The organism is Mycobacterium sp. 1165196.3, assembly GCF_001673415.1.
Classification (GTDB): Bacteria; Actinomycetota; Actinomycetes; order Mycobacteriales; family Mycobacteriaceae; genus Mycobacterium; species Mycobacterium europaeum_A.
The window spans coordinates 1-20,334 of record NZ_LZLU01000235.1; the positions used below are offsets into that span (position 1 = coordinate 1).

The window sequence follows — 20,334 nt, forward strand, 5'->3', positions numbered from 1 at the left end:
AGAAGTTCCGGGCGACCGATCTGGCGCGCGGCACCTGGTCGGCGGCGATCCAGCACGGCGGTCCGGTATCGGCGCTGCTGGTCCGGGCGCTGGAGCGGTGCGAGCAGCGCGACGACACTCGACTGTCCCGGGTGGTCATCGATCTGCTGGGCGGGGTCCCAGCCGAGGGCGACCTGTGGGTGCGCGCCGACGTGCAGCGCCCCGGCAAGCAGATCGAATTGCTCAGCGCCGATACCGGACCGCCGTGCTGGATCGCCGCCGACCAGGTGCCGCGCGCCAGATCGGTCGCCCGGAACTTCTCGCCCAATGCGGCGTCGTCGTCGCCGGCCGGGTCGATCAGCTCGTAGTAGGCGTCGGTCATCGTGAACCTCTCGGGTCAGGGCAGGCCGGCGCCGGGGGTGGTCACCGTGACCGCGTCCAGCCGGGAAAGCCGCGTGCCGGCCAGGCGCTGAGGATAGGCCTCCGTGCTCGACAACAAAAACAGCGTGCGGCGCTGCGGACCGCCCAGCGCGCAGGCGATGGCGACCCGCTCGCCCATGTCGATCCGGTCGGTCACGTCGCCGCCGGCCACGATCCGCTCGAACTGGTGGGCCAGCGTCATCGACGCCCACACCCCACCCTCGGCGTCCAGCGCGATGCCGTCGGGCGGCCCGTCCAGGCCGTCGGCGAAAACCCGTCGGTCGGACAGTCCGCCGTCGGCGCCGACGGAGAACGCGGAGAGCCGCCGGCCGGTCGACTCCGCGACAATCAGGGTCTTGCGGTCCGGGGTGATCGCCATCCCGTTGGGGAAGTCGAGGTCGTCGGCCACGACGGTCGCGTTGTCGTCGGGGTCGAGCCGGATGATGACGCCGCCGTGCAAGGCCTGGCAGCCGATGTAGGCGCGGCCCGCGTCGTCGATGACCATGTCGCCGAGGTTGGCCGGCGCCACGTCCGCGAGATCGGCGATGGTGACCACGGTTTCGCCGTCATAGCGCAGCACCTGCCGGTCCTCGGTCGAGGCGATCAGCAGCGACCCGTCGGGCCGAAAGCCCAGGCCGGACGGCGAATGCCCGGGCAGCGGCAGCGTGGTCAGCGATCCGCCCATGGTCGCGGTGTGCACCGCCTCGCCCAGCATGTCGGAGAACCACAGCAGACCCTCGAACCAGCGCGGGCCCTCGCCGAAGCAGAAACCGTTGGCCAGCGGCTCGGGGATCATCGGTCCCCGCCAGGCGCGTCGCGGCCTGCTTTACAAAACACCGAAAAAGTGTCATGCACCGCGGGTGTCGGTGTCAATCTGCCGATCGGGCGAGCTCGCGGGCCACGGCCTGGTGATAGGCGTCGATCTTGGCGGGATTGGCCTGCATGAAGAGCTGATCGGGCAGCGGGGCGTGCTTGTACGCCTCGATCGTCATGGTGCGGGAGAACAGCGTGACGTCCTGCCCCGGCCTGGTGAAGTGGTAGGAGACCGTGATGCGCCCCTCCATGCCGCCGTTGCCGTCGCGGTCATGGCCCAGGCGGCCGACCGAGGTGAACACGAACCGCGTCGGGCGCACCGCGGCGGCCAGCTGCCAGGTGAAGACCCGGTCGCCGTCGGGGCCGGCCTCCTCCCAGGTGTCACCGACCTTGAGCGGGAGCTGCGGCAAGTTGGCGATGTGCGCGCTGCCGGGGTAGGTCTTGGTCCAGTTCTGCGGATTGGTGACGAAGTCGTACACCGTTTCGGCGGACTGGGTGAACGCGGTCTCCGAGGTGGTGGTCACGATGCCCAATTGGGTTGCCTCCCTAGGCTTTCGGCCGTCTTACCGGTGCGGCGGACCGGCGTCTTGTTAGCCAAGCTTTACAAATCCTACTCAAAGTGTCACGCTGAGCGCTGAGCTGCGAGCGCGAGAGGTGAACGGGATTGACGAAGGCGTCTGAGGAATCCGCGCAGACCGAGTGGACCGTGCAGGGCCTGCTGGACCTGTTCGACGTCCAGGAACACGGGCAGGACAAGTTCACCGGCGAGACCGGCATCGCGGCGGGCGACGAACGCCAGGTGGTGGAGGGCACCCAGGTGCTCGCGCAGGCGATCGTCGCGGTGGCCAAACGCTTCCCCGACAAGTCGGTGCGCTCGGCGCACGCCGTCTTCTCGCGCGCGATCACCGTCGGCCCGCCCATCGAACTGGTTCTTGACGTCGTGGCCGAAGGCCGCTCCACCGCCACCGCGGTGGTCGCCGTGCATCAGAACGGTCGGCGCTGCCTGAGCATCACGGTGCTGGCCGACGTGCCCACCGACGACGTCATCCGTCACCACCTGCCGCGCCCCGACGTCGCCGGCCCGGCGGACGCGCACCACTCGCCGATGCCGATGGTCGGTCGCGAGCTGCGCCTCGTCGACGTCGTCGACGTCAACAGCCCCGACGAGGTCGGCCCGCCGGAGCTCTATGCGTGGCTGCACTACGACCCGATCCCCACGCGCGACGAGTTGGCCAAGGCGCTGCTGGCGTACTTCACCGGCCACCTGGGCATCTCGACCACCATGCGGGCGCACGAGGGCATCGGCACCGCGCAGGCGCACCTGACCGTGTCGACCGCGCCGATGAGCATCTCGGTCGCCTTCCACGAACCTGTGGACTGGACCGGATGGCTGCTCTACACCCACGAGAGCACCCAGGTCGGCGCGGGCATGTCGTACGTGCGCGGGACCGTGCACTCCGAAGAGGGCGAGCTGCTGGCCTCCTTCGCCCAGGAGGCGCTGATCCGCCCGCTGCGCACCAGCGACACGGCGATCGACTCCCGCGCGCGGTTCTAACGCCATGCGGTTCACCATCACCCACCCGATGCACAGTCATCCGTACAACCCGGAGCTGGTGAGCGGGGACGGGATCGGCAAGGTGGCCGCCGCGACCGAGGCGGCCGGAATCCACGGTTTCGGCTTCACCGACCATCCGGCGCCCTCGCAGCGCTGGCTGGAGGCCGGCGGACACGATGCGTTGGATCCCTTTGTCGCCTTGGGTTTCGCGGCGGCGACGACGTCCACGCTGCGGCTGATCCCGAACATCGTGGTGCTGCCGTACCGAAACCCGTTCGTGGTGGCCAAGTCCGGCGCCACCCTGGACCTGCTCTCGGGTGGGCGGTTCACGCTCGCGGTGGGCGTGGGTTACCTCAAGCGCGAGTTTGCGGCCCTGGGGGTCAGCTACGACGAGCGCGCCGAGCTGTTCGAGGAGTCGCTGCAGGTGATCCGGGCCATCTGGACCGGCGACGATATCTCCTTTGACGGCAAGCATTTCAGCGCGCGTGGCATCACCGCGCATCCCCGCCCGGTCAGCGATCCACACCCGCCGATCTGGATCGGGGGCAACACGTCGTCCTCGCGGCAGCGGGTGGCCCAGTACGGCGACGGGTGGTGCCCGTTTCCCGCGCCGCCACAGCTGGCCCAGACGGCCGGCACCGCCGTCATCGACTCCGTGCAAAAGCTCGCCGACGGCATCGACGACCTGCGACGTAGATGCGATGCCGCGCAACGGGATTGGTCGTCGATCGACATCACGTTCACCAACTTCGAGGGCGGCAGCATCACCGACGACGACTTCAACGCCGACGCCTACCTGCACGGCTTGGAGAAGCTGGAGAAGCTGGGCGTCACGTGGGTCAGTGTTCACCTGCCCGGTGACAGCCTGACGCACGCGCTCGAAACCCTCGACCGGTTCCGCACCCTGGTCATCGACGCGGCCTGATGGACTTCTCCCGCGTCGACCTTTCGCCCGAGGATCAGAAATTCCTCGATGAGACCCGGGCGTTCATGGCGGAACACGTCACCGACGAGGTGCTTCGGCGCGATCGTGAGACCGGTGAAAACTTCAGTGAGCCGGTGCATCTGGCGCTAGGCGAAGCGGGTTATCTGACGTCGGATTGGTACCAGGAGTCCGAAGGGGGATTCGACCCGGTGCGCCGGCGAATCTTCCACCTCGAGATCGGTCGCGCCCACACCCCGTGGTTCCACTGGGGCACCACGGCGGTGGTCGCGCGGTTGGTCAAGCAATTCGGCGCGCCAGAACTCGCCGACGCGATCCTGCCGGGCGTGCTGTCCGGGGAGATCCGGCTCTGCCTGGGCTACACCGAACCCGAGGGCGGCTCCGACGTCGCCACCTGCAAGACCCGGGCCGTGCGGGACGGGGCGGGCTGGGTCATCAACGGCTCCAAGATGTTCACCTCGAACGCGCAGAACGCCAAGTACGTCTTCCTGCTCACCAACACCGATCCGCAAGGCCCGAAACACAAGAACCTCACCATGTTCCTGGTGCCGCTGGATTCGCCAGGCATCGAGATCCAGGGCATCCGCACGCTGGACGGTGACCGCACCAACATCGTCTATTACAGCGACGTGCGGGTCGATGACCTGTACCGGATCGGTGAGGTCAACGGCGGCTGGACGGTGATGCGGTTCGCCCTCGACGCCGAGCACGGCATCACGGATCCGCAAGATCATGGCCTGCAGAACATTTCGATGCTCTCGGAGCACGGCCACCTGATGGCCGAGGTGGCCGACGGGGTCGCGGCGATTCTGTCGAGACCCGATGCGGCGGGCCGGCGGCCGATCGACGACGACGCGATCAAATACCGGTTCGGGCGCAGCATGGCCCGCATCGAGGCCGCCATGTCCACCCCCGGAATGTATGGGCGGGTGGCGCTCATCCAGACCATGCGTGAGGTGTCCCAGGAACTGATGGACCTGCTCGGGACGGCATCGGCATTGCCCACCGACACACCGGGTTCGGCGGACTTCGCCGATAATGGTGCCATCGAGTTCATCTTCCGGCACGCCGTGCCCGCCGGCATCTACGGCGGCACCATGGAGGTGTTCCGCAATATGATCGCCCAGCACGAGCTGGGGCTCGGGCGTCCTAGCTACGGGCGCTGACCGGCAGTTCGGCCGTCACTTCGACGCGGGTCTCGTCGAAACTCAGAAACCCCTTGATGGGCAGGCTTTCCGGCGGCGGGCCGGGGTAGCTCCACGCGACGTCGGCCACGACATGGTCGCCCGAGGCGAACGACCAGTAAGTCGCGAAACCTTTGTAATTGCAGTAACTCTCGGTCTCGGAGCGCCGCAGCAGATCGGTGCGCACGTGAGCCGGGTCGACGTAGAGCCGCGGGGCGAGCGCGGTCTCGAACACGATCACCGTGTCGTCGGTGTCCACCAGCGTGGCGCCCTCGACGCGGACGCGCAGGCGCCGCCGGGTCGGACGGCAATCGACGCGGTGATAGGGATTGGGCGGGTAGTGCACGAGCCTGCGCCCCTCTTCCAGCCAGGTGTCGACCGCGTCCCAGGGCACCTGGACGAAACCCGGCGCTTCGGGTTCGGGCTCGCTCGGTAGGTCGCCGACCTCGTCGGCGGCGAAGGCGTAGCTCAGCGGTCGGCCCCGGCGGTGCACCATCAGCGCCCGCTCGGTGTCGATCACCACCCGCCCGTCCTTGACGGCCTGCACCCGCCGGGGATGCGGTTCGACGTAGACGACGTCGTCGGGGATCGCGGGCGAGAAGCGTCCCGCGGGATCGCTGCTGAGCGGACCCCGCCCGGCCACCAGACTCATGTGTGCCTCCCGGTTGCTTGCCCTCGCTCTAGCCAATCATGGGCGTCACCGCGACGGGGCGTGGGCGCGTTGGATCCGGATGTCGGCCGAGCGCTTTCCCGGTGCGCCGGTGTCGGTGGTCACGCGTACCCCGACGGCCCGGCCAGTCTCGGCGTCGACGAACGCCAGCCTGTTGGGACCGTCCTGCAGGTAGGCGTCTCCCCACTGCACCAGCGCCATGAACACCGGCAGGAAGTCCTCGCCGGCCTCGGTCAGGCGGTACTCGTCGCGGGCGCGCTGCCCCGGCTCGCGATAGGGAACCCGCGCGACGATGCCCGCCGCCTCGAGCTGCTTGAGCGCCCGCGATACCGCCGGTGCCGACGTCGCGATGCGTTCCACGAAATCCTCGAACCGTGTTGTGCCGAAGAACAATTCGCGGACCACCTGGAACGCCGTCTTGGTGCTCAGCAGTTCGAGGACCTTCGACATCGAACAGCCCTCACCGATCGACCACTGCCGGCGATCCTGCAGCCGGTTCTCGAACTCCATCACGATCCCCTTTGGCTAACGCTTGCGTTATCCAGCATATCGTGCTTGTATCTTACTAACGACATCGTTAGTCAGCAGGGAGCTAGGAAAATGTCATCGGATCAGCTGTTCCTCATCACCGCGGCGACGGGCAATACCGGTGCGCCCACCGTCGAGTTTCTGCTCGCCGCCGGGCACCGGGTGCGCGCGTTCGTGCACCGCATCGACCAGCGCTCCGAGGCGCTGGCGGGCCTGGGCGCGGAGATCGTCGAGGGTGACCTGCTCGACTTTCACGCCGTCAGCTCCGCGATGACCGGCGTCAGCGCCGCCTACTTCTGCTACCCGATCGCCCCGGGCAGCCTGCTGCCGGCCACGGCCATCTTCGCCCAGGCCGCCAGCGAGGCGGGAGTTCGGGCGGTGGTCAGCATGTCCCAGATATCCGCGCGGCGTGAGGCGAAAAGTCATGCCGCACAGCAGCACTGGATCGCCGAGCGATTGCTGGACCGGTTCGCCTTCGGCACCACTCATCTGCGTCCGACCTTCTTCGCCGAGTGGCTCAAATGGCAATGGTCGCGCAGCGGCGACGAGGGCGTGCTGCGGCTGCCGTTCGGCACCGGGCGCCACGCTCCCATCGCCGGGCGCGATCAGGGCGGCGTCATCGCGGCCATCCTGCAGAACCCGGCCCCGCACGATCGGCAGATTTATCCGCTGGTGGGCGCCCAGGAACTCGACCACTACGGGATCGCCGAGCAGATGTCGGAGGCGCTCGGCATCGCGGTGCGCTACGAGCCGATCGGGATTCCCGCCTTCGCCGCGGCGCTGACCGCGCAGGGCCGCCCGGAGTTCTTCGTCCAGCACCTCAGCAGCGTCGCGCAGGACTACCAGGACGGCGTCTTCGCGGGAGAGAACAACCTGGTCGAGGTGATCAGCGGGCGCAGCCCGATGACCGTCGCCGACTACGTCGACGCCAACCGCGCCGCCTTCGACCACGACGGCAGCTTCGCGGTGCGCCAGGCGCGCGCGGCGAGCTGAGGCCGCACCGCCGAATCGGGGGCATGCGTGCGCCCCGGCGCGCCGACAGGGTAGGAACTTACCCATGGCGGGACCGGTAGCAGGCGTCAAAGTCGTCGAACTCGGGGTCTGGGTGGCCGGGCCGGCCGCCGGCGGCATCCTGGCGGACTGGGGCGCCGACGTGATCAAGATCGAGCCGCCCACCGGTGATCCGGCGCGCATGTTCGGCCGCATGCTGGGCTGCGATCTGGGTCTGAACCCGCCGTTCGAGATGGACAACCGGTCCAAGCGCAGCGTCGTACTGGACCTGGGCACCGACCCGGGCCGCGCCACCGCCCTCGAATTGCTCTCCGACGCAGACGTTTTCCTGACCAACGTGCGTCCCGGCGCGCTGCAGCGCCTCGGCCTGGACTTCGAGTCGGTGTCGGCGGCCAACCCCCGCCTGGTCTACGGGCTCATCACCGGATACGGCGAAAACGGGCCCGACGCCGATCGCGCCGCCTTCGACGTGGCCGCCTTCTGGTCGCGGGCCGGGGTGGCGCACCTGCTCACCCGCCCCGGCGACACGCCCCCGTTCCAGCGCGGCGGCATGGGCGACCACTCCGCCGGGATGACGATGGCCGCGGCCGTGTGCGCGGCGCTGCTCGCGCGCGAACGCACCGGGACGGGCCAACTGGTCACGACATCGCTGTACCGGCAGGGCGCCTACACCGTCAGCTTCGACCTCAACACCTATCTGATGAGCGGGCAGCCGATCGCGATCGGCCAGCGCGAAACGATGGGCAACCCGTGCATGAACAACTACGCCGCCTCCGACGGGCGGCGGTTCTGGATCGTCGGCCTGGAGCCCGAGCGGCACTGGCCGGCGCTGTGCCGCGCGGTGGGCCGGCCCGAGTGGCGCGACGACCCGCGCTTCGCCGATGCCCGGGCCCGCGCCGCGAACTCGGCCGCGCTGATCGCCGCGCTGGATGACATCTTCGCGACGCGGCCCCTCGACGAGTGGGCGCAGATCTTCGCCGGCGAACCCGATTTCTTCTGGTCGCCGATCAACACCCTGGAGGACGTCGTTGCCGACGAGCAGTTCCACGCCGCGGGCGGAATCGTTTATGTGCCCGACGCCGCCGACGAACACGCCGCCGTGCCGATGGTCGCCACGCCGGCGGACTTCCACGGGACGCCCTGGGCACCGCGTTCTGCGGCACCGGAACTCGGGCAGCACACCGAGGAAGTCCTGGCCGACCTCGAGGCGCGCCGCGGTTCCTGACGGCCCGCCCGGAGCTTTACAAATTTCGCCGGAAGTGTCACGCTGTCCGGTGAGCCGCGTCGCCCCGTGCGGGATGCGGCTCCAGCCCCTGGGAAAGCCCATGACAAGCGCGTGAGACCCGCCAGCGGACCGCGGCGGGTGGTGGTGAGGAATGGATCGATGGTCGCTCCGACGTTCGACATCAGCAAGAGCAGCGCCGCGGAAACAACCCGCGCCAACGGCGAGGGTCTGCGTTACCGACTCGACGTGGTGGCGGCCAGCGCCGTCGATGTCGTGCAATCGGCGGGCGGCTGGCTCTACGACCGGGCGATGGCCGGTTGGGAGGTGACCGTGCTGCTCCCGCGTGGCTGCGACACCCGGTCGCTGCGGATCCTGGGGGTGCGGGCAGTGGACCTCGAGCCGGAGCTCGCCGGGCTGGGGGAGGGCTCGACGAGCCTGGCCGTCAGCGCCGAGGCGTTCACCGCCGACGCCCGGGTGCGGGCCGTGGTCCTCGAGGCGCTGGACAACCGGCTGACCGAGGTCGCGCTGTGGGGCGACGGGTGGCCGCTGGGCGTGGCCCGCGCGACCACCCGGGCGCAGCATCTGCTCAGCGGCGCGGCCCGCATGTTCAAGGGCTATGCGCTTGCGGCGGCGGGCATTCCGGTCACGACGGTCGGCGCCACCGAGGCGCTGCTGTGCGACGTGGGTTCGGGGTCCGACTCAGAGCTGATCCGGCTCGACTAGGCCATGAAGAAGTACTTCCGACACACGCTGCTCTACCTGCACGAGACGATCTCGCTGGGATCCGGGCGAAGTGAGGAGTTCACCGAGATCTTCGCCGACACCTATCAACCGATGATGGAACAACTCGGCGCCCGGCTCTTCGCGATCTGGGAATCCACGCCGTACAACGGTCACTGGCCGCAGGCGACGATCATCTGGGAGATCGACGGGTTCGCCGATTACGCCAGGATCGGCGCCGCGCAGGCCCGCGGCGGCAGCCACGAGGCCGCATCCGGAAAATGGGCGGCATTCCTGGCCGACATCGGCGCCTCGGGGGAGGGTCGCATCATGTACCCCGGCCCCAGCAACAAGACGCTGACCCAACTGCGCGAGGCCAATTTCACTGCGCCACTGGTGATTCAAGAGATCATGCAGACCAAACCGGGCCGCCAGGACGACTACATCCGCGAACTGGAGCGGCTCTACGTTCCCTGGTCGGAACGCACCGGTAAGCGCTGGCTCGGTTCGTTCACCACGACCTTCCGCTACAACGAGGTCATCCACTACTGGGCGCTGGACGGCGGCTGGGACTGCTTCGCCGAGCACTACCCCTCCTGGAAAGAGAGCCCGCCCGCCGAGATCGTCACCTGGATGAGCGTGGCCCCCGCGTTGCGCGACGGCTGGGAGGATTCCATTCTGCAGGCCCTACCGCCCTCGCCGCTGCAGTGACGGAGATACGGAAACCTTTGATCGTCAAGGACTTCAGCTACGATCCCTTCGATGCGGCGGTGATGGCGAACCCGTTGCCGTACTACCGGATCCTGCGCGATCACCACCCGGTGTACTACATGCCGCAGTGGGACACCTTCGCCCTGTCGCGTTTCGAGGACATCTGGACGGTGCTGGAAGTCAACAACGGCACCTTCGTCGCCTCGGAAGGGACGTTGCCGCCGGCATCGGTTCTGGCGCAACACAACAGCGGCCCGGTCGCCGACCCGCCGCTGCACCCGTTGCCGTTCCATGCCATGTTCGACGCCGACCTGTACGGCGAGATCCGGCGGACCCACTCCCGGCCGTTTCGGCCGCGGGCGGTCACCGACCTCGAGGGCCGCATCCGCGCGCTGGCCAACGAACGCCTCGACGCCCTGCTGCCGGACGGGTCGTTCGACCTGACCCAGGACTACGGCGGCATCGTGGTGGCCGCCATCGTCTGCGAATTGTGCGGCATCCCCACCGATCTCGCGCCGCAGGTCCTCGCCACCGTCAACGCCGGCAGCCTCGCCCAGCCCGGCGAAGGCGTGGACACCGGGCAGGCTCGGCCCAACTACTTCGAATACCTGCTGCCCGCGGTCCAGCGCCGCCGCGCCGATTCTTCCGGCGGACCGCTCGACGTTGTCGACGGCCTGCTCGGCTATCACCTGCCCGACGGCAGCGCGCTCGACGACATGGAAGTCGCGACCCAGATGCTGTGCATCTTCATCGGGGGAACCGAGACGGTGCCCAAAATCGTCGCCCACGGCCTCTGGGAGCTCAGCCGCCGGCCCGACCAGCTGGCCGCCGTGCGCGCCGACCTGGAGAACAACGTGCACATCGCGCGCGACGAGATGATCCGATTCTGCGCGCCGGCGCAGTGGTTCGCGCGAACGGTGCGCAAGCCCTTCGAGATTCACGGTGAGACCCTCAGCCCGGGCCAGCGCGTCATCACCCTGCTCGCATCCGCGAACCGCGACGAGCGCGAATACCCCGAGCCCGACGAGTTCATCTGGGACCGGCCCATCCGCCGCTCGCTGGCGTTCGGCCGCGGCCAGCACTTCTGCATCGGATATCACCTGGCGCGGCTGGAAGTGGCTGTGCTGCTACAGGAATGGCTGCGCCGGGTCCCCGACTACGCGATCAACAGCCAAGCCGCCACCCGGCTGCCGTCCAGCTTCCAATGGGGCTGGAACAACATCCCGGTGGAGGTCTGACGTGTGGTCCTACCGGATCATCGCCCCGTATCAGTTCGAGCGCAACACGATTGACGACACGACACCCGAGGTCCTGGCCGACGGACAGGTGCTGCTGCGGTTTTCGGCCGCGGGGGTCTGCGGCAGCGACCTGCCCGCCTTTCGCGGCGCCAAGGGCCGCATCCCGGGTGACGACGGCCGCAGCGGCCCCGAGAAGGACGGCTTCCCCATCCACGAGGTCGCCGGCGAGGTGATCGCCAGCCGGCATCCCGCACACCGTCCCGGCGATCACGTGGTCGGCTGGGCGTCCGGGTTCGACGGCATGATGGAACGCATCGTCAGCAACGGCGAAGGACTGGCGCCCTACGATCCGGCGCTGACCCCCGCCCAGGCGGTGGGGCTGCAACCCCTGGCCTGCGTCCTGTACGCCTGCGAGCAACTCGGCGACCTCGCCGGTCGGCACGTCGCGATCATCGGGCAGGGATCGATCGGGCTGTTGTTCTCCTATGCCGCCAAGGCGGCGGGTGCGCGGCGGGTCACCGGCGTCGACCCGATCGACCGCCGCGATGTGGCAAGGGCATTCGGGGTCGACGACGCGGTGCGCGCCACCAGCGACCGCTGGGTGAGTCAGCTCGATCCCTCCGACCGCGCCGACGTCGTCATCGAGGCCGTCGGCCACCAGGTCGCCACCCTGACCCATGCGATCGACGCCGCCGCCCCCGGCGGCACCGTGTTCTACTTCGGCGTCGCCGACGACGAGATGTACCCGATCAACATGCGGGCGATGCTGCGCAACAACCTCACCCTGAAATCCGGTGTGACACTGGACCGCCGGCGGATGCTGGAGCTGGCGGGCAAGTTCGCCGCCGAGCACCCGTGGCTGCTGGGCGCCTACCTGACCCACACGTTCGGCATCGACGGGGTGCAGGACGCCTTCGAGCTGGCCTGTCGGCCGGACCCCGACCGCATCAAGATCGCGATCGCCGGATGAGCCGACCATGACGGACAGCACGCCGAGCAGTCTGCAGCTGGCGCTGGGCCGCAAGACCCCGATATTCGGCGGCTGGGTCACCGGCCCCACGGCGCTGGGGCCCGAAGAATTCGCCCGCGCCGGTTACGATTACGTCGGCTTCGATGCCCAACACGGCTATCTCGACGACGCCGCCATCGCCGAACTCCTGCGCCGCACCGAACACCTGCCCGTCGGCACCGTGGTGCGCCTGCCCAACGCCGACGCCGCACCGATCGGACGGGTGCTGGACGCCGGCGCGGACGCCGTCGTCATCGCGATGATCGAGTCGGCGGACCAGGCCGCGGCAGCGGTGGCCGCGACCCGGTACCCGCCGCGGGGGGTGCGCAGCTTCGGCCCGCTGCGCGCCAGCCTGGGGCACGATCCCGCCGCCCACGAGTCGCGCGTCGGCGTGTTCGCGATGATCGAGACCGCGGCGGCGCTATCCGGCATCCACGAGATCTGCGCCGTCGACGGCCTCACCGGAATCTACGTCGGCCCGGCCGATCTGGCCATCTCACTGGGCGCCGGGGTCGTCGGCGCCACCCGGCATCCGCAGGTGCTGGACGCGATCGTGCGCGTGCACCGGGCGGCGTCCGACACAGGCCTGGTCACCGGCATCCACGCCGGGGACGGCAAGACGGGCCACGCCATGGCGCAGCTGGGATTCGGCATGATCACCCTGGCCGCCGAGTCGCAAGCGCTGCGGCGCGGCGCCGCTGAACATTTGCGCGAGGCGACGCAATGACCCACGACGACCACGAGGGGATCCGGGAGCTGCTCGCCTGCTACGCCCTGGCACTAGACGCCGGCGACGTCGAGGAATGCGTGCAGCTGTTCGCGCCCGACGGCGAATTTCTGGTCTACGGCAAGACCTTTGCCGGCCGCGACGCGATCGCGGGCATGTTCCGCAACGCGGCCCGCGGCCTGCACCTGACCGGAAGCGCGCGCATCGAGGTCGACGGGCAGCGCGCCGCCGCCCGATCACAGGTGCTGTTCGTCCGCGCCGGCGACCTGCAACTGCGGCCCGCCCTCTACGACGACGAGCTGACCCGCATCGACGGGCGGTGGCGCTTCGCGCGGCGCCGCTGCCGCTTCGTCACGAGCGCCGGGCTGGCCAACAGCCCCGAGGTGAGTCCAGCATGAACCGACCCGTCGCACTGGTGACCGGCGCCGCCGGCGGGCAGGGCTGGGCCATCGCGAAACGCCTGCGCGACAAGGGCTTCGCTGTGACCGCCTGCGACCGCCGGGCCGACGAACTGCGCGCCACGGTCGGCGACGCAGGCGACGACGGCGTGCTCGCCGTCGAGCTCGACGTCACCTCGCCCGAGCAGTGGGACTCCGCCGTGGCGGAGGCCGTAGGCCGGTTCGGATCGCTGAGCACGCTGGTCAACTGCGCCGGCGTCCTGCACCGGGTACCGCTGAGCGAGGAGACGGCCGAAGGCTTCGAAAACGCCTGGCGCGTCAACTGTCTGGGCCCATTCCTCGGAATACGCGCGGCGCTGCAACACCTGCGCGAGGCGCCGAACGCGTCGGTCGTCAACATCTGCAGCACCGGCGCCATCCGGCCCTTCCCGCAGCACGCCGCGTACGGGTCGTCGAAGTGGGCCCTGCGCGGGCTGACCCAGACCGTCGCGGCCGAACTCGCGCCCGCCGGCATCCGGGTCAACGCCGTCTTCCCCGGACCCATCGCCACGACGATGCTGGACGAGGCCACCCAGACACGGCTGGCCGCGGCGTCGATGGTCGGCCGGATCGGCGAGGCCGATGAGGTCGCCGACGCCGTCGCCTTCTTGGTCTCCGATGAGGCATCATTCATCACCGGCTCCGAACTCGTCATCGACGGTGGCCAATGCCTGCAGATCCGATGAGCGACATCTCGATCGGCATCATCGGCGCCGGGCCCGGTGGCCTGGCGCTGGGAATCATGCTGTCACGGGCAGGTTTTGACGACTTCACCATCTTCGACCGCGAGGACGGCGTCGGGGGCACCTGGCGGATCAACACCTATCCGGGACTGGCCTGCGACGTCAAATCGCACCTCTACTCCTACTCGTTCGACCTGAACGCCGACTGGTCGAGGCTGTGGTCGGGGCAGCCCGAGATCCTCGACTACTTCCAGCGCTGCGCCGACAAGTACGGATTGCGGCCGCACCTGCGCCTGCGCACCGAAATAAATGCAGCGCAATGGGATTCGGACACCCAACAGTGGTGCCTGACCACCGCGTCGGGTGACCAGCACCGCTTCGACGTGGTCGTGTCAGCCGTCGGCCTGTTCACCCGGCCGCTGCTGCCCGAACTCGTCGAACAAGAGCCCTTCGCCGGGACCGTGATGCACTCGGCGCGCTGGGATCACTCGATCCCGTTGCAGGGCAAGCGGATCGCGGTGCTGGGCACCGGGTCGACGGCTTCCCAGCTGATCCCCGAGCTGGCCAAGGTGGCCGACACGGTGTACTCCGTGCAGCGCTCGCCGACCTGGATCTTGCCGAAGCCCGACCGGCACTACACGCCGCGGGAGCGCTGGGTGTTCGCCCACCTGCCGTTCGCCAAAAGGCTTTACCGGACCCGGCTGTGGCTGCGCAGTGAATCCAACATCGCGGTGATCGAGCACGGCAGCGAAAAGACCGAACAGTTCAAGGCCGTCGCGCTGGGTTTGTTGGAAAAGACCGTCGACGACGAGGACCTGCGCCGCAAGCTCACGCCCGAACACCCGATGGGCTGCAAGCGGCTGGTGTTCTCCTCGGATTACCTGCCCGCGTTGACCCGGCCCAACGTCGAGGTGGTGACCAGCCCGGGGCGCTACCTGCGCAGGCGCTCCCTGGTCACCGAAGACGGCACCGAACGCGAGGTCGACGTGGTGGTCTGTGCCACCGGGTACGCCGCGGCGGACTACCTCGCCGAGCTGGACGTGTCCGGCGAACACGGAATCACCCTGCGAGACGTGTGGCGCGACGGGGCGCACGCGTACCTCGGCATGGCCGTGCCGGGATTCCCGAACTTTTTCATGCTGTACGGGCCGAACACCAACGTCGGCTCCAACAGTGTCATCTTTATACTCGAGGCGCAGGCGCGCTACATCGTGCGGGCGCTGAAGTATTTGCGGCGCAGGGGCAAGCGTTACATCGCGGTGCGACCCGCCGCGCTGGCCGACTTCGTCGCCAAGATCGATCGATGGATGGTGGGCACCGTCTGGACCACCCAGTGCAGCAACTACTTCCGCGCCCCCAACGGGCGGGTGGTCACCCAATGGCCGCGCAGCGCCCGGGCCTTCTGGAGCATGACGCGCAGGTTCAGGCCGGGCGACTTCCGCTTCACCGCGCCCGCTACGTCCGAGCCCCAGGTGTTCACCGTGCCCGAGCGGGGCAGCCGATGACACGGCTGGACGGCGCCGACCGCCTCGATCCCGCGCTGCGTGACGTCGCGACGACCCGGACCGACTTCTCCCGGGCCGCAATCGAACTCATTCGCACACCGTTCAACGAGCGCCGCCGCCTGGCCGCCGAACAGACCAATGCACCCGGGATCCGGATCGGTGAGGACTGCGCGGCCGGCGTGCCGGTGCGCGTCTACCGCGGCGGGCCCGCCGACCGGGCACCGGTGGTGGTGTACTGCCACGCCGGCGGCTTCGCGCTGGGCAACCTGGACACCGATCATCGCCAGTGCGTCGAGCTTTCGCGCCGCGGCCGGTGCACGGTGGTTTCGGTGGACTACCGGCTGGCGCCCGAACACCCCTATCCCGCCGCGCTGGAGGACGCCGACACGGTGGTGCAGTGGGTCGCCGCGAACGCGGACACACTCGGCGTCGATCCGGCGCGGTTGGCGGTCGCCGGCAGCAGCGCCGGCGCCACCCTGGCCGCATGCCTGGCGCAGCGCGCCGCCGACGGGTCGCTGCCGCCGGTGGCCTTCCAGTTGCTGCACCAACCGGTGCTCGACGACCGGGCCACCGGATCGAAGGCGGAATTTCGCGCCAGCCCGGCGTTCGACGGCGAGGCCGCCGAGCTGATGTGGGGCTACTACCTGGGACCGGCGGCCGCCTCGGCATCCACGGTGCCCGCGCGCCGAGGCGAATTCGTCGGGCTGCCACCGGCTTTGATCACCTGCGCCGAAATCGACCCGTTCCGCGACGAGGCGATCGACTACGCGCTGCGGTTGCTGCGCGCGGGAGTGTCGACCGAGCTGCACGTCTTCGCCCGCACCTGCCACGGCTTCGATTCGCTGCTGCCCGAGTGGCCGGGCTCGCAACGGTTGTTCGCGCTGCAGGGCGATACCCTGTCCAGCGCGTTACACGGCGACTAACCGTCGAATCGGATCAGCTGCCGCACGGCCGTGCCGTCGGCCAGATTGTCCATTGCCGCGTTGATGTCCTCGAGCGCAATGGTCGAGGACACCAGCGATTCCACCGGCAGCCGGCCCGCCTGCCACAGCTCGACAAACCGGGGGATGTCCCGGCTGGGCACCGCCGAGCCGAGGTAACTGCCGATCAACGACCGGCCCTCGGCCACAAAACCCAACGGCGACACGCTGATTCGCACCGACGGCGGCGGCAGACCCACGGTGATGGTGCGCCCGCCGGGTGCGGTCAACCCGATCGCGGTCTCCAGCGCGGCGGGATGGCCGACGGCCTCGACGACCACCGCCGCCTTCACCCCGGCCTCGGCGGCCTGCTGCGGTGTGTAGGTGTCGTGGGCGCCCAGGCGGCGGGCGGCGGCCAGCTTCTCCGGCAACTGATCGACGGCGACCACCCGTACGTCGTCGTAGGTCAGCGCGGTGAGCAGCGCCGCCATCCCGACCCCGCCGAGCCCGACGACGGCGACCGCCTGGCCCGGCCGCGGACGCCCCACGTTCAACACCGCGCCACCGCCGGTGAGCACTGCGCAGCCCAGCAGCGCCGCGACATCGGGCGGCACGTCGGACGGCACCGGGACCGCGCTGGCCCGATTGACAACCGCATGCGTCGCGAAACCCGAGACCCCGAGGTGGTGATACACCGGGTGCCCGGCCCGGCTGAGCCGAATGTCGCCGCCGAGCAAGGTGCCGGCGCCATTGGCTGCGCTGCCCGGTTCGCACGGCGTCAGGCCCTGGGTCGCGCACGCTGCGCAATGACCGCACCGAGGCAGGAAGACCAGCACCACCCGCTGGCCCACGGCCAGGTCGTTGACGCCCTCGCCGACCCGCTCGACGATCCCGGCGGCCTCGTGGCCCAGCAGCATCGGCACCGGCCGCACCCGGTTGCCGTCGACCACCGACAGGTCGGAGTGGCAGATGCCGGCGGCCTCGATGCGGACCAGGACTTCGTCGCGGCCCGGGGGTGCGAGGTCGAGGTCTGTGACGGCGATCGGGCGCGACTGGGCGTAGGGCCGGGGTGAGCCGATGTGCTCCAGGACCGCGCCCCGTATTCCAGACATGCTGGAATACAACCATGGCTTCAGGTCCTGCGATTCCCTCCGCACCCGACGGGTTGACGAGCCGGGACTTTCCGGTGCGCTGGCCGGTCGGAACTCGGTGGGCCGACAACGACATGTTCGGTCACCTCAACAACGCCGTGTACTACCAGCTGTTCGATACAGCTATCAACGGGTGGATCAACACCAGCACCGGGATGGACCCGCTCACCACGCCCGCGCTGGGCATCGTCGCCGAGTCGGGCTGCCGCTACTTCTCCGAGCTGCATTTCCCGGATGGCCTCGCCGTGGGGCTGGCGGTGACGCGTCTGGGTCGCAGCAGCGTCACCTATCGGCTCGGGGTGTTCCGCTCTGCCGAGCAAGACGAGGCCCAACCTGTCACCGCGCTGGGGCACTGGGTGCACGTCTACGTCGATCGCGCCACCCGCAAGCCGGTGCCGATTCCCGACGCCGTCCGCGCGCTGCTGGCGACGGCCCTCGTGGACCGCTAGTCGAGACTGCGAGTGCGGCGTTGGCGCGGCAGCTCGCCTTAATTTCCGGTCTCCACGGCGATCCCATTGAGCAGATCCCGAAGCGCTGCCATGTTTTCCTTGGCTTCACGCGCTGGATCGGCAGCGCGAGCGACATGCATCGCCGCCTCGCACATCGCTCCGTGAATCAGATGCGCCAGCGGGTCAACTCGCTGAGGCTTGAGATGGCCATCGGCTATCGCCTGCCTTAACCCCTCCCGTAACAGCGAGGTGACGTGGCGGTCCTCGAGTTCACGCATATGCTGCCACCCCAAAACGGCTGGCGCATCGATGAGTGTGATTCTCTGAACCCCAGGGTCCGAGATTGCGTCGAAAAAGGCCTGGCACCCTTGAAGGAGGTTGCGCCAGCTGTTGCGGGCGCTTGCCTTGGCCAAAACGGTGTGCCCGATCGCGCGTTGTTCACCTTCATAGACCGCGGCGAATACGGCTCGTTTGCCATCGAAGTGATGATAAAGCGCTCCTTTCGTCACACCGGCGTTCTCGACGACAGCGTCGAGCGACGTGTTGTCAAAACCATCCTCTGCGAACGAACGACGCGCGGCCGTCAGGATCTGATCGATGGTCGCGCGGGTCCGCTCCGCGTGCGATCGCGGCTTTGTCATCCTTCCAGCATAGCTGGGACGTACTTGCAGTACGTACCTTCAGTATGTATATACTTTCGCTGTGGAAGTTCGAAGCCACGTCTGCCCTCTGTGCGAGGCTGGATGCGGATTAAAGAGCACAGTTGATGCAGGCCTCGTCACGACGGTCCGCGGCAATCCCGACCACGTGGCCAGTCGGGGGCACCTCTGCCCGAAAGCGTTCGGGCTCAGCGAACTACACCTCGATCCTGATCGCCTACTCACTCCGCTGGTGCGTTCATCCACGGGCCAACTCCAGCCAGCGACATGGGATGTGGCCTTCGATGTAATTGGCGAGCGACTTCCAGCCATCATCGGCCGCGATGGAGCCGACGCCGTAGCGGTGTACCTGGGAAACCCCGTGGCGCACGACTTCGCGACGACCCTGTACAGCCAGGCGTTGGTGCGACTGCTCCGGACGCGGAACTACTACACAGCCAACACCGTCGACGCCATGCCGAAATTCGTGTCATGCCTATTGATGTTCGGCGACATGTACACCGTGCCGGTACCCGACGTCGACCGCACCTCTTATCTGCTGATACTGGGCGCCAACCCGCTGGTTTCCAACGGCAGCCTGTTAACGGCGCCGGGCATGAAGGCCAGGCTTCGGGACATGAGGCGTCGTGGTGGGCGAATAGTCGTCATTGATCCCAATCGCACTCAAACCACTGATGAGGCCGACGAGCACCACCGGATTTGGCCGGGCACAGACGCATTGCTGCTTTTCGCGCTCGTGCACGTCTTGTTCGACGAGGGCAGGACTGACATCGGGCGGCTGAGCCCTTTCGTGCGCGGCGTCGAGGAAATCGAACAGATCGCCCGCGATTTCGCACCGGAAACCGTTGCAGCGCAATGCGGTATCACCGCCAATGAGATCCGCCGGCTCGCGCGCGATCTAGCTGCTGCGCCGGCCGCCGCGGTGTACGGGCGCACCGGGACATGCACCTCACCGTTTGGAACAATCACGAGCTGGCTGATCGACGTCCTGAACACTCTCACAGGAAACCTCGACCGCCCCGGCGGAGCGATGTTTGCGCGCCCCGCTGCTGACCTGCGAATGCTCTCACCGCGGCGCCGCATGTCACTGGGCCGTTGGCACAGTCGTGTTCGCGGCGCCCCCGAGTCACTCGGCGAGCTGCCCCTGGCTTGCCTCGCCGAAGAGATCGACACACCCGGTGCCGGCCAAGTAAAGGCGCTCATCACGGTGGCCGGCAATCCTGCGCGTTCTGCGCCGGACAGTGCACGGCTCACCGCTGCCCTGCACAGGTTGGAGTTGATGGTCAGCATTGATCTGTACCGCAACGAGACAACCCGTCATGCTCACGTCGTGTTGCCGGCGCCGTCACCGCTGACCAAACCGCACTACGACTTGTTTTTCAACCACTTCGCGATCCGAAGTCCAGACCGTTCGGCTGTGGGCACAGTTCCGCCACGCCCAGCGGCGCATCGGCGGTGTTGTACGGACCGGCCCGCAACAGATAGTCGAGCAGTCGTTCAGGGCCGCGAACACCTGGCTGATCGCCATGCGAGTCGAGCTGTGCTCCAGCGCAATCAGAGAGCGTTCGCGCCATCGACGCTGCGACCATGTCGTCGATTGCGTCGAGATCCGCCTGGGGGCCTTGTCCGGTAATGACCGCGACCAGTCGCAGAATTGACTGCCAGTCGGGTCTCTCGTCGGGTTCTTGCGGCAGCACCGGTTCGGTGTAGGTTGCGGTGTTTCGGATCGCGAAGTGGTTGAAAAACAAGTCGTAGTGCGGTTTGGTCAGCGGTGACGGCGCCGGCAACACGACCCGC

Annotated in this window: 22 protein-coding genes and 1 pseudogene; 17 read left to right on the forward strand and 6 right to left on the reverse strand. The window is 68.4% G+C overall.

Annotation, left to right across the window (positions count from 1 at the left end):
• A pseudogene (locus A5659_RS22960) lies at nucleotides 1-275 on the forward strand (acyl-CoA thioesterase domain-containing protein); the annotation flags it as partial.
• A 101-nt stretch (nucleotides 276-376) separates the two neighbouring features.
• On the opposite strand, the gene A5659_RS22965 reads toward A5659_RS22960, so the two are convergent.
• Nucleotides 377-1,195: an SMP-30/gluconolactonase/LRE family protein gene (locus A5659_RS22965; RefSeq protein ID WP_067184459.1), complete on the reverse strand. Its 819-nt coding sequence runs from the start codon at nucleotides 1,193-1,195 to the stop codon at nucleotides 377-379.
• A 73-nt stretch (nucleotides 1,196-1,268) separates the two neighbouring features.
• Nucleotides 1,269-1,745 carry an SRPBCC family protein gene (locus A5659_RS22970; protein ID WP_066861518.1) on the reverse strand — a complete coding sequence of 159 codons (477 nt, stop codon included), beginning with the start codon at nucleotides 1,743-1,745 and terminating at the stop codon, nucleotides 1,269-1,271.
• 131 nt (nucleotides 1,746-1,876) lie between these two features.
• Here A5659_RS22970 and A5659_RS22975 point away from each other — a divergent pair, with 131 nt between their 5' ends.
• Genes A5659_RS22975 through A5659_RS22985 form a run of 3 tightly spaced genes read left to right on the forward strand, consistent with a single transcriptional unit; the run spans nucleotide 1,877 to nucleotide 4,876 of the window.
• Nucleotides 1,877-2,767 carry an acyl-CoA thioesterase II gene (locus tag A5659_RS22975; protein WP_067184461.1) on the forward strand — a complete coding sequence of 297 codons (891 nt, stop codon included), beginning with the start codon at nucleotides 1,877-1,879 and terminating at the stop codon, nucleotides 2,765-2,767.
• Nucleotides 2,768-2,771: 4 nt separating this feature from the next.
• A complete protein-coding gene (locus A5659_RS22980) occupies nucleotides 2,772-3,692 on the forward strand; it encodes an LLM class F420-dependent oxidoreductase (RefSeq protein ID WP_066882094.1) in 921 nt (306 codons plus the stop codon).
• Nucleotides 3,692-4,876: an acyl-CoA dehydrogenase family protein gene (locus A5659_RS22985; protein ID WP_067184465.1), complete on the forward strand. Its 1,185-nt coding sequence runs from the start codon at nucleotides 3,692-3,694 to the stop codon at nucleotides 4,874-4,876. Before A5659_RS22980 ends, A5659_RS22985 begins: the two co-directional genes overlap by 1 nt.
• Here the strand turns inward: A5659_RS22985 and A5659_RS22990 are convergent.
• Both A5659_RS22990 and A5659_RS22995 read right to left on the reverse strand, forming a co-directional pair.
• Nucleotides 4,860-5,546: a DUF427 domain-containing protein gene (locus A5659_RS22990; protein WP_067144345.1), complete on the reverse strand. Its 687-nt coding sequence runs from the start codon at nucleotides 5,544-5,546 to the stop codon at nucleotides 4,860-4,862. The genes A5659_RS22985 and A5659_RS22990 overlap by 17 nt on opposite strands.
• 45 nt (nucleotides 5,547-5,591) lie before the next feature.
• Nucleotides 5,592-6,074, reverse strand: a complete 483-nt coding sequence (locus A5659_RS22995; RefSeq protein WP_067144349.1) for a helix-turn-helix domain-containing protein — start codon at nucleotides 6,072-6,074, stop codon at nucleotides 5,592-5,594.
• A gap of 90 nt (nucleotides 6,075-6,164) precedes the next feature.
• Here A5659_RS22995 and A5659_RS23000 point away from each other — a divergent pair, with 90 nt between their 5' ends.
• The 11 genes from A5659_RS23000 (at nucleotide 6,165) to A5659_RS23050 (ending at nucleotide 16,281) form a co-directional block, all read left to right on the forward strand.
• A complete protein-coding gene (locus A5659_RS23000; RefSeq protein WP_067184468.1) occupies nucleotides 6,165-7,085 on the forward strand; it encodes an NmrA family NAD(P)-binding protein in 921 nt (306 codons plus the stop codon).
• Nucleotides 7,086-7,149: 64 nt separating this feature from the next.
• Entirely contained in the window at nucleotides 7,150-8,328 is a 1,179-nt protein-coding gene (locus A5659_RS23005; protein WP_067184471.1) for a CoA transferase, read from the forward strand.
• 159 nt (nucleotides 8,329-8,487) lie between these two features.
• Complete coding sequence (locus tag A5659_RS23010) at nucleotides 8,488-9,051, forward strand: hypothetical protein (protein WP_066861544.1); 564 nt, start codon at nucleotides 8,488-8,490, stop codon at nucleotides 9,049-9,051.
• A 3-nt stretch (nucleotides 9,052-9,054) separates the two neighbouring features.
• The gene (locus tag A5659_RS23015; RefSeq protein WP_066877133.1) at nucleotides 9,055-9,759 is read left to right on the forward strand and encodes an NIPSNAP family protein; all 705 of its coding nucleotides are present in this window, start codon (nucleotides 9,055-9,057) and stop codon (nucleotides 9,757-9,759) included.
• Between the two features lie 62 nt (nucleotides 9,760-9,821).
• Complete coding sequence (locus A5659_RS23020) at nucleotides 9,822-10,997, forward strand: cytochrome P450 (protein WP_067139625.1); 1,176 nt, start codon at nucleotides 9,822-9,824, stop codon at nucleotides 10,995-10,997.
• Between the two features lies 1 nt (nucleotide 10,998).
• Entirely contained in the window at nucleotides 10,999-11,967 is a 969-nt protein-coding gene (locus A5659_RS23025; protein WP_067184476.1) for a zinc-binding dehydrogenase, read from the forward strand.
• A gap of 7 nt (nucleotides 11,968-11,974) precedes the next feature.
• On the forward strand, nucleotides 11,975-12,733 hold the full coding sequence (locus tag A5659_RS23030) for an HpcH/HpaI aldolase/citrate lyase family protein (protein ID WP_067184479.1): 759 nt from the start codon (nucleotides 11,975-11,977) through the stop codon (nucleotides 12,731-12,733).
• A complete protein-coding gene (locus A5659_RS23035) occupies nucleotides 12,730-13,131 on the forward strand; it encodes a nuclear transport factor 2 family protein (protein WP_067184482.1) in 402 nt (133 codons plus the stop codon). The genes A5659_RS23030 and A5659_RS23035 overlap by 4 nt, the downstream gene beginning before the upstream one ends.
• Entirely contained in the window at nucleotides 13,128-13,856 is a 729-nt protein-coding gene (locus A5659_RS23040; RefSeq protein WP_067184486.1) for an SDR family NAD(P)-dependent oxidoreductase, read from the forward strand. Before A5659_RS23035 ends, A5659_RS23040 begins: the two co-directional genes overlap by 4 nt.
• On the forward strand, nucleotides 13,838-15,358 hold the full coding sequence (locus tag A5659_RS23045; RefSeq protein WP_067184490.1) for an NAD(P)/FAD-dependent oxidoreductase: 1,521 nt from the start codon (nucleotides 13,838-13,840) through the stop codon (nucleotides 15,356-15,358). The genes A5659_RS23040 and A5659_RS23045 overlap by 19 nt, the downstream gene beginning before the upstream one ends.
• Nucleotides 15,355-16,281, forward strand: a complete 927-nt coding sequence (locus A5659_RS23050) for an alpha/beta hydrolase (protein ID WP_067184493.1) — start codon at nucleotides 15,355-15,357, stop codon at nucleotides 16,279-16,281. Before A5659_RS23045 ends, A5659_RS23050 begins: the two co-directional genes overlap by 4 nt.
• On the opposite strand, the gene A5659_RS23055 is transcribed toward A5659_RS23050, so the two are convergent.
• On the reverse strand, nucleotides 16,278-17,390 hold the full coding sequence (locus tag A5659_RS23055; RefSeq protein ID WP_067139628.1) for an alcohol dehydrogenase catalytic domain-containing protein: 1,113 nt from the start codon (nucleotides 17,388-17,390) through the stop codon (nucleotides 16,278-16,280). The two genes, A5659_RS23050 and A5659_RS23055, sit on opposite strands and share 4 nt — an antisense overlap.
• Before the next feature lie 14 nt (nucleotides 17,391-17,404).
• Here A5659_RS23055 and A5659_RS23060 point away from each other — a divergent pair, with 14 nt between their 5' ends.
• Nucleotides 17,405-17,878: a thioesterase family protein gene (locus A5659_RS23060; protein ID WP_156749332.1), complete on the forward strand. Its 474-nt coding sequence runs from the start codon at nucleotides 17,405-17,407 to the stop codon at nucleotides 17,876-17,878.
• A 38-nt stretch (nucleotides 17,879-17,916) separates the two neighbouring features.
• Here A5659_RS23060 and A5659_RS23065 read toward each other — a convergent pair whose 3' ends face one another.
• Nucleotides 17,917-18,519 carry a TetR/AcrR family transcriptional regulator gene (locus A5659_RS23065; protein ID WP_067139593.1) on the reverse strand — a complete coding sequence of 201 codons (603 nt, stop codon included), beginning with the start codon at nucleotides 18,517-18,519 and terminating at the stop codon, nucleotides 17,917-17,919.
• A 61-nt stretch (nucleotides 18,520-18,580) separates the two neighbouring features.
• On the opposite strand from A5659_RS23065, the gene A5659_RS27395 reads away from it, so the two are divergent.
• Nucleotides 18,581-20,170, forward strand: coding sequence for a molybdopterin-dependent oxidoreductase (locus A5659_RS27395; RefSeq protein ID WP_082976169.1), 1,590 nt, complete (start codon nucleotides 18,581-18,583; stop codon nucleotides 20,168-20,170).
• The last annotated feature ends 164 nt before the right edge of the window (nucleotides 20,171-20,334 follow it).

Bases quoted from the DNA above. Each gene is read 5' to 3' on its own strand.
- A5659_RS22965 (WP_067184459.1), bottom strand. From the start codon at position 1,195: ATGATCCCCGAGCCGCTGGCCAACGGTTTCTGCTTCGGCGAGGGCCCG.
- A5659_RS22980 (WP_066882094.1), top strand. From the start codon at position 2,772: ATGCGGTTCACCATCACCCACCCGATGCACAGTCATCCGTACAACCCG.
- A5659_RS22985 (WP_067184465.1), top strand. From the start codon at position 3,692: ATGGACTTCTCCCGCGTCGACCTTTCGCCCGAGGATCAGAAATTCCTC.
- A5659_RS22990 (WP_067144345.1), bottom strand. From the start codon at position 5,546: ATGAGTCTGGTGGCCGGGCGGGGTCCGCTCAGCAGCGATCCCGCGGGA.
- A5659_RS22995 (WP_067144349.1), bottom strand. From the start codon at position 6,074: ATGGAGTTCGAGAACCGGCTGCAGGATCGCCGGCAGTGGTCGATCGGT.
- A5659_RS23000 (WP_067184468.1), top strand. From the start codon at position 6,165: ATGTCATCGGATCAGCTGTTCCTCATCACCGCGGCGACGGGCAATACC.
- A5659_RS23005 (WP_067184471.1), top strand. From the start codon at position 7,150: ATGGCGGGACCGGTAGCAGGCGTCAAAGTCGTCGAACTCGGGGTCTGG.
- A5659_RS23010 (WP_066861544.1), top strand. From the start codon at position 8,488: ATGGTCGCTCCGACGTTCGACATCAGCAAGAGCAGCGCCGCGGAAACA.
- A5659_RS23015 (WP_066877133.1), top strand. From the start codon at position 9,055: ATGAAGAAGTACTTCCGACACACGCTGCTCTACCTGCACGAGACGATC.
- A5659_RS23020 (WP_067139625.1), top strand. From the start codon at position 9,822: ATGGCGAACCCGTTGCCGTACTACCGGATCCTGCGCGATCACCACCCG.
- A5659_RS23030 (WP_067184479.1), top strand. From the start codon at position 11,975: ATGACGGACAGCACGCCGAGCAGTCTGCAGCTGGCGCTGGGCCGCAAG.
- A5659_RS23035 (WP_067184482.1), top strand. From the start codon at position 12,730: ATGACCCACGACGACCACGAGGGGATCCGGGAGCTGCTCGCCTGCTAC.
- A5659_RS23040 (WP_067184486.1), top strand. From the start codon at position 13,128: ATGAACCGACCCGTCGCACTGGTGACCGGCGCCGCCGGCGGGCAGGGC.
- A5659_RS23045 (WP_067184490.1), top strand. From the start codon at position 13,838: ATGCCTGCAGATCCGATGAGCGACATCTCGATCGGCATCATCGGCGCC.
- A5659_RS23050 (WP_067184493.1), top strand. From the start codon at position 15,355: ATGACACGGCTGGACGGCGCCGACCGCCTCGATCCCGCGCTGCGTGAC.
- A5659_RS23055 (WP_067139628.1), bottom strand. From the start codon at position 17,390: ATGTCTGGAATACGGGGCGCGGTCCTGGAGCACATCGGCTCACCCCGG.
- A5659_RS23060 (WP_156749332.1), top strand. From the start codon at position 17,405: ATGGCTTCAGGTCCTGCGATTCCCTCCGCACCCGACGGGTTGACGAGC.
- A5659_RS23065 (WP_067139593.1), bottom strand. From the start codon at position 18,519: ATGACAAAGCCGCGATCGCACGCGGAGCGGACCCGCGCGACCATCGAT.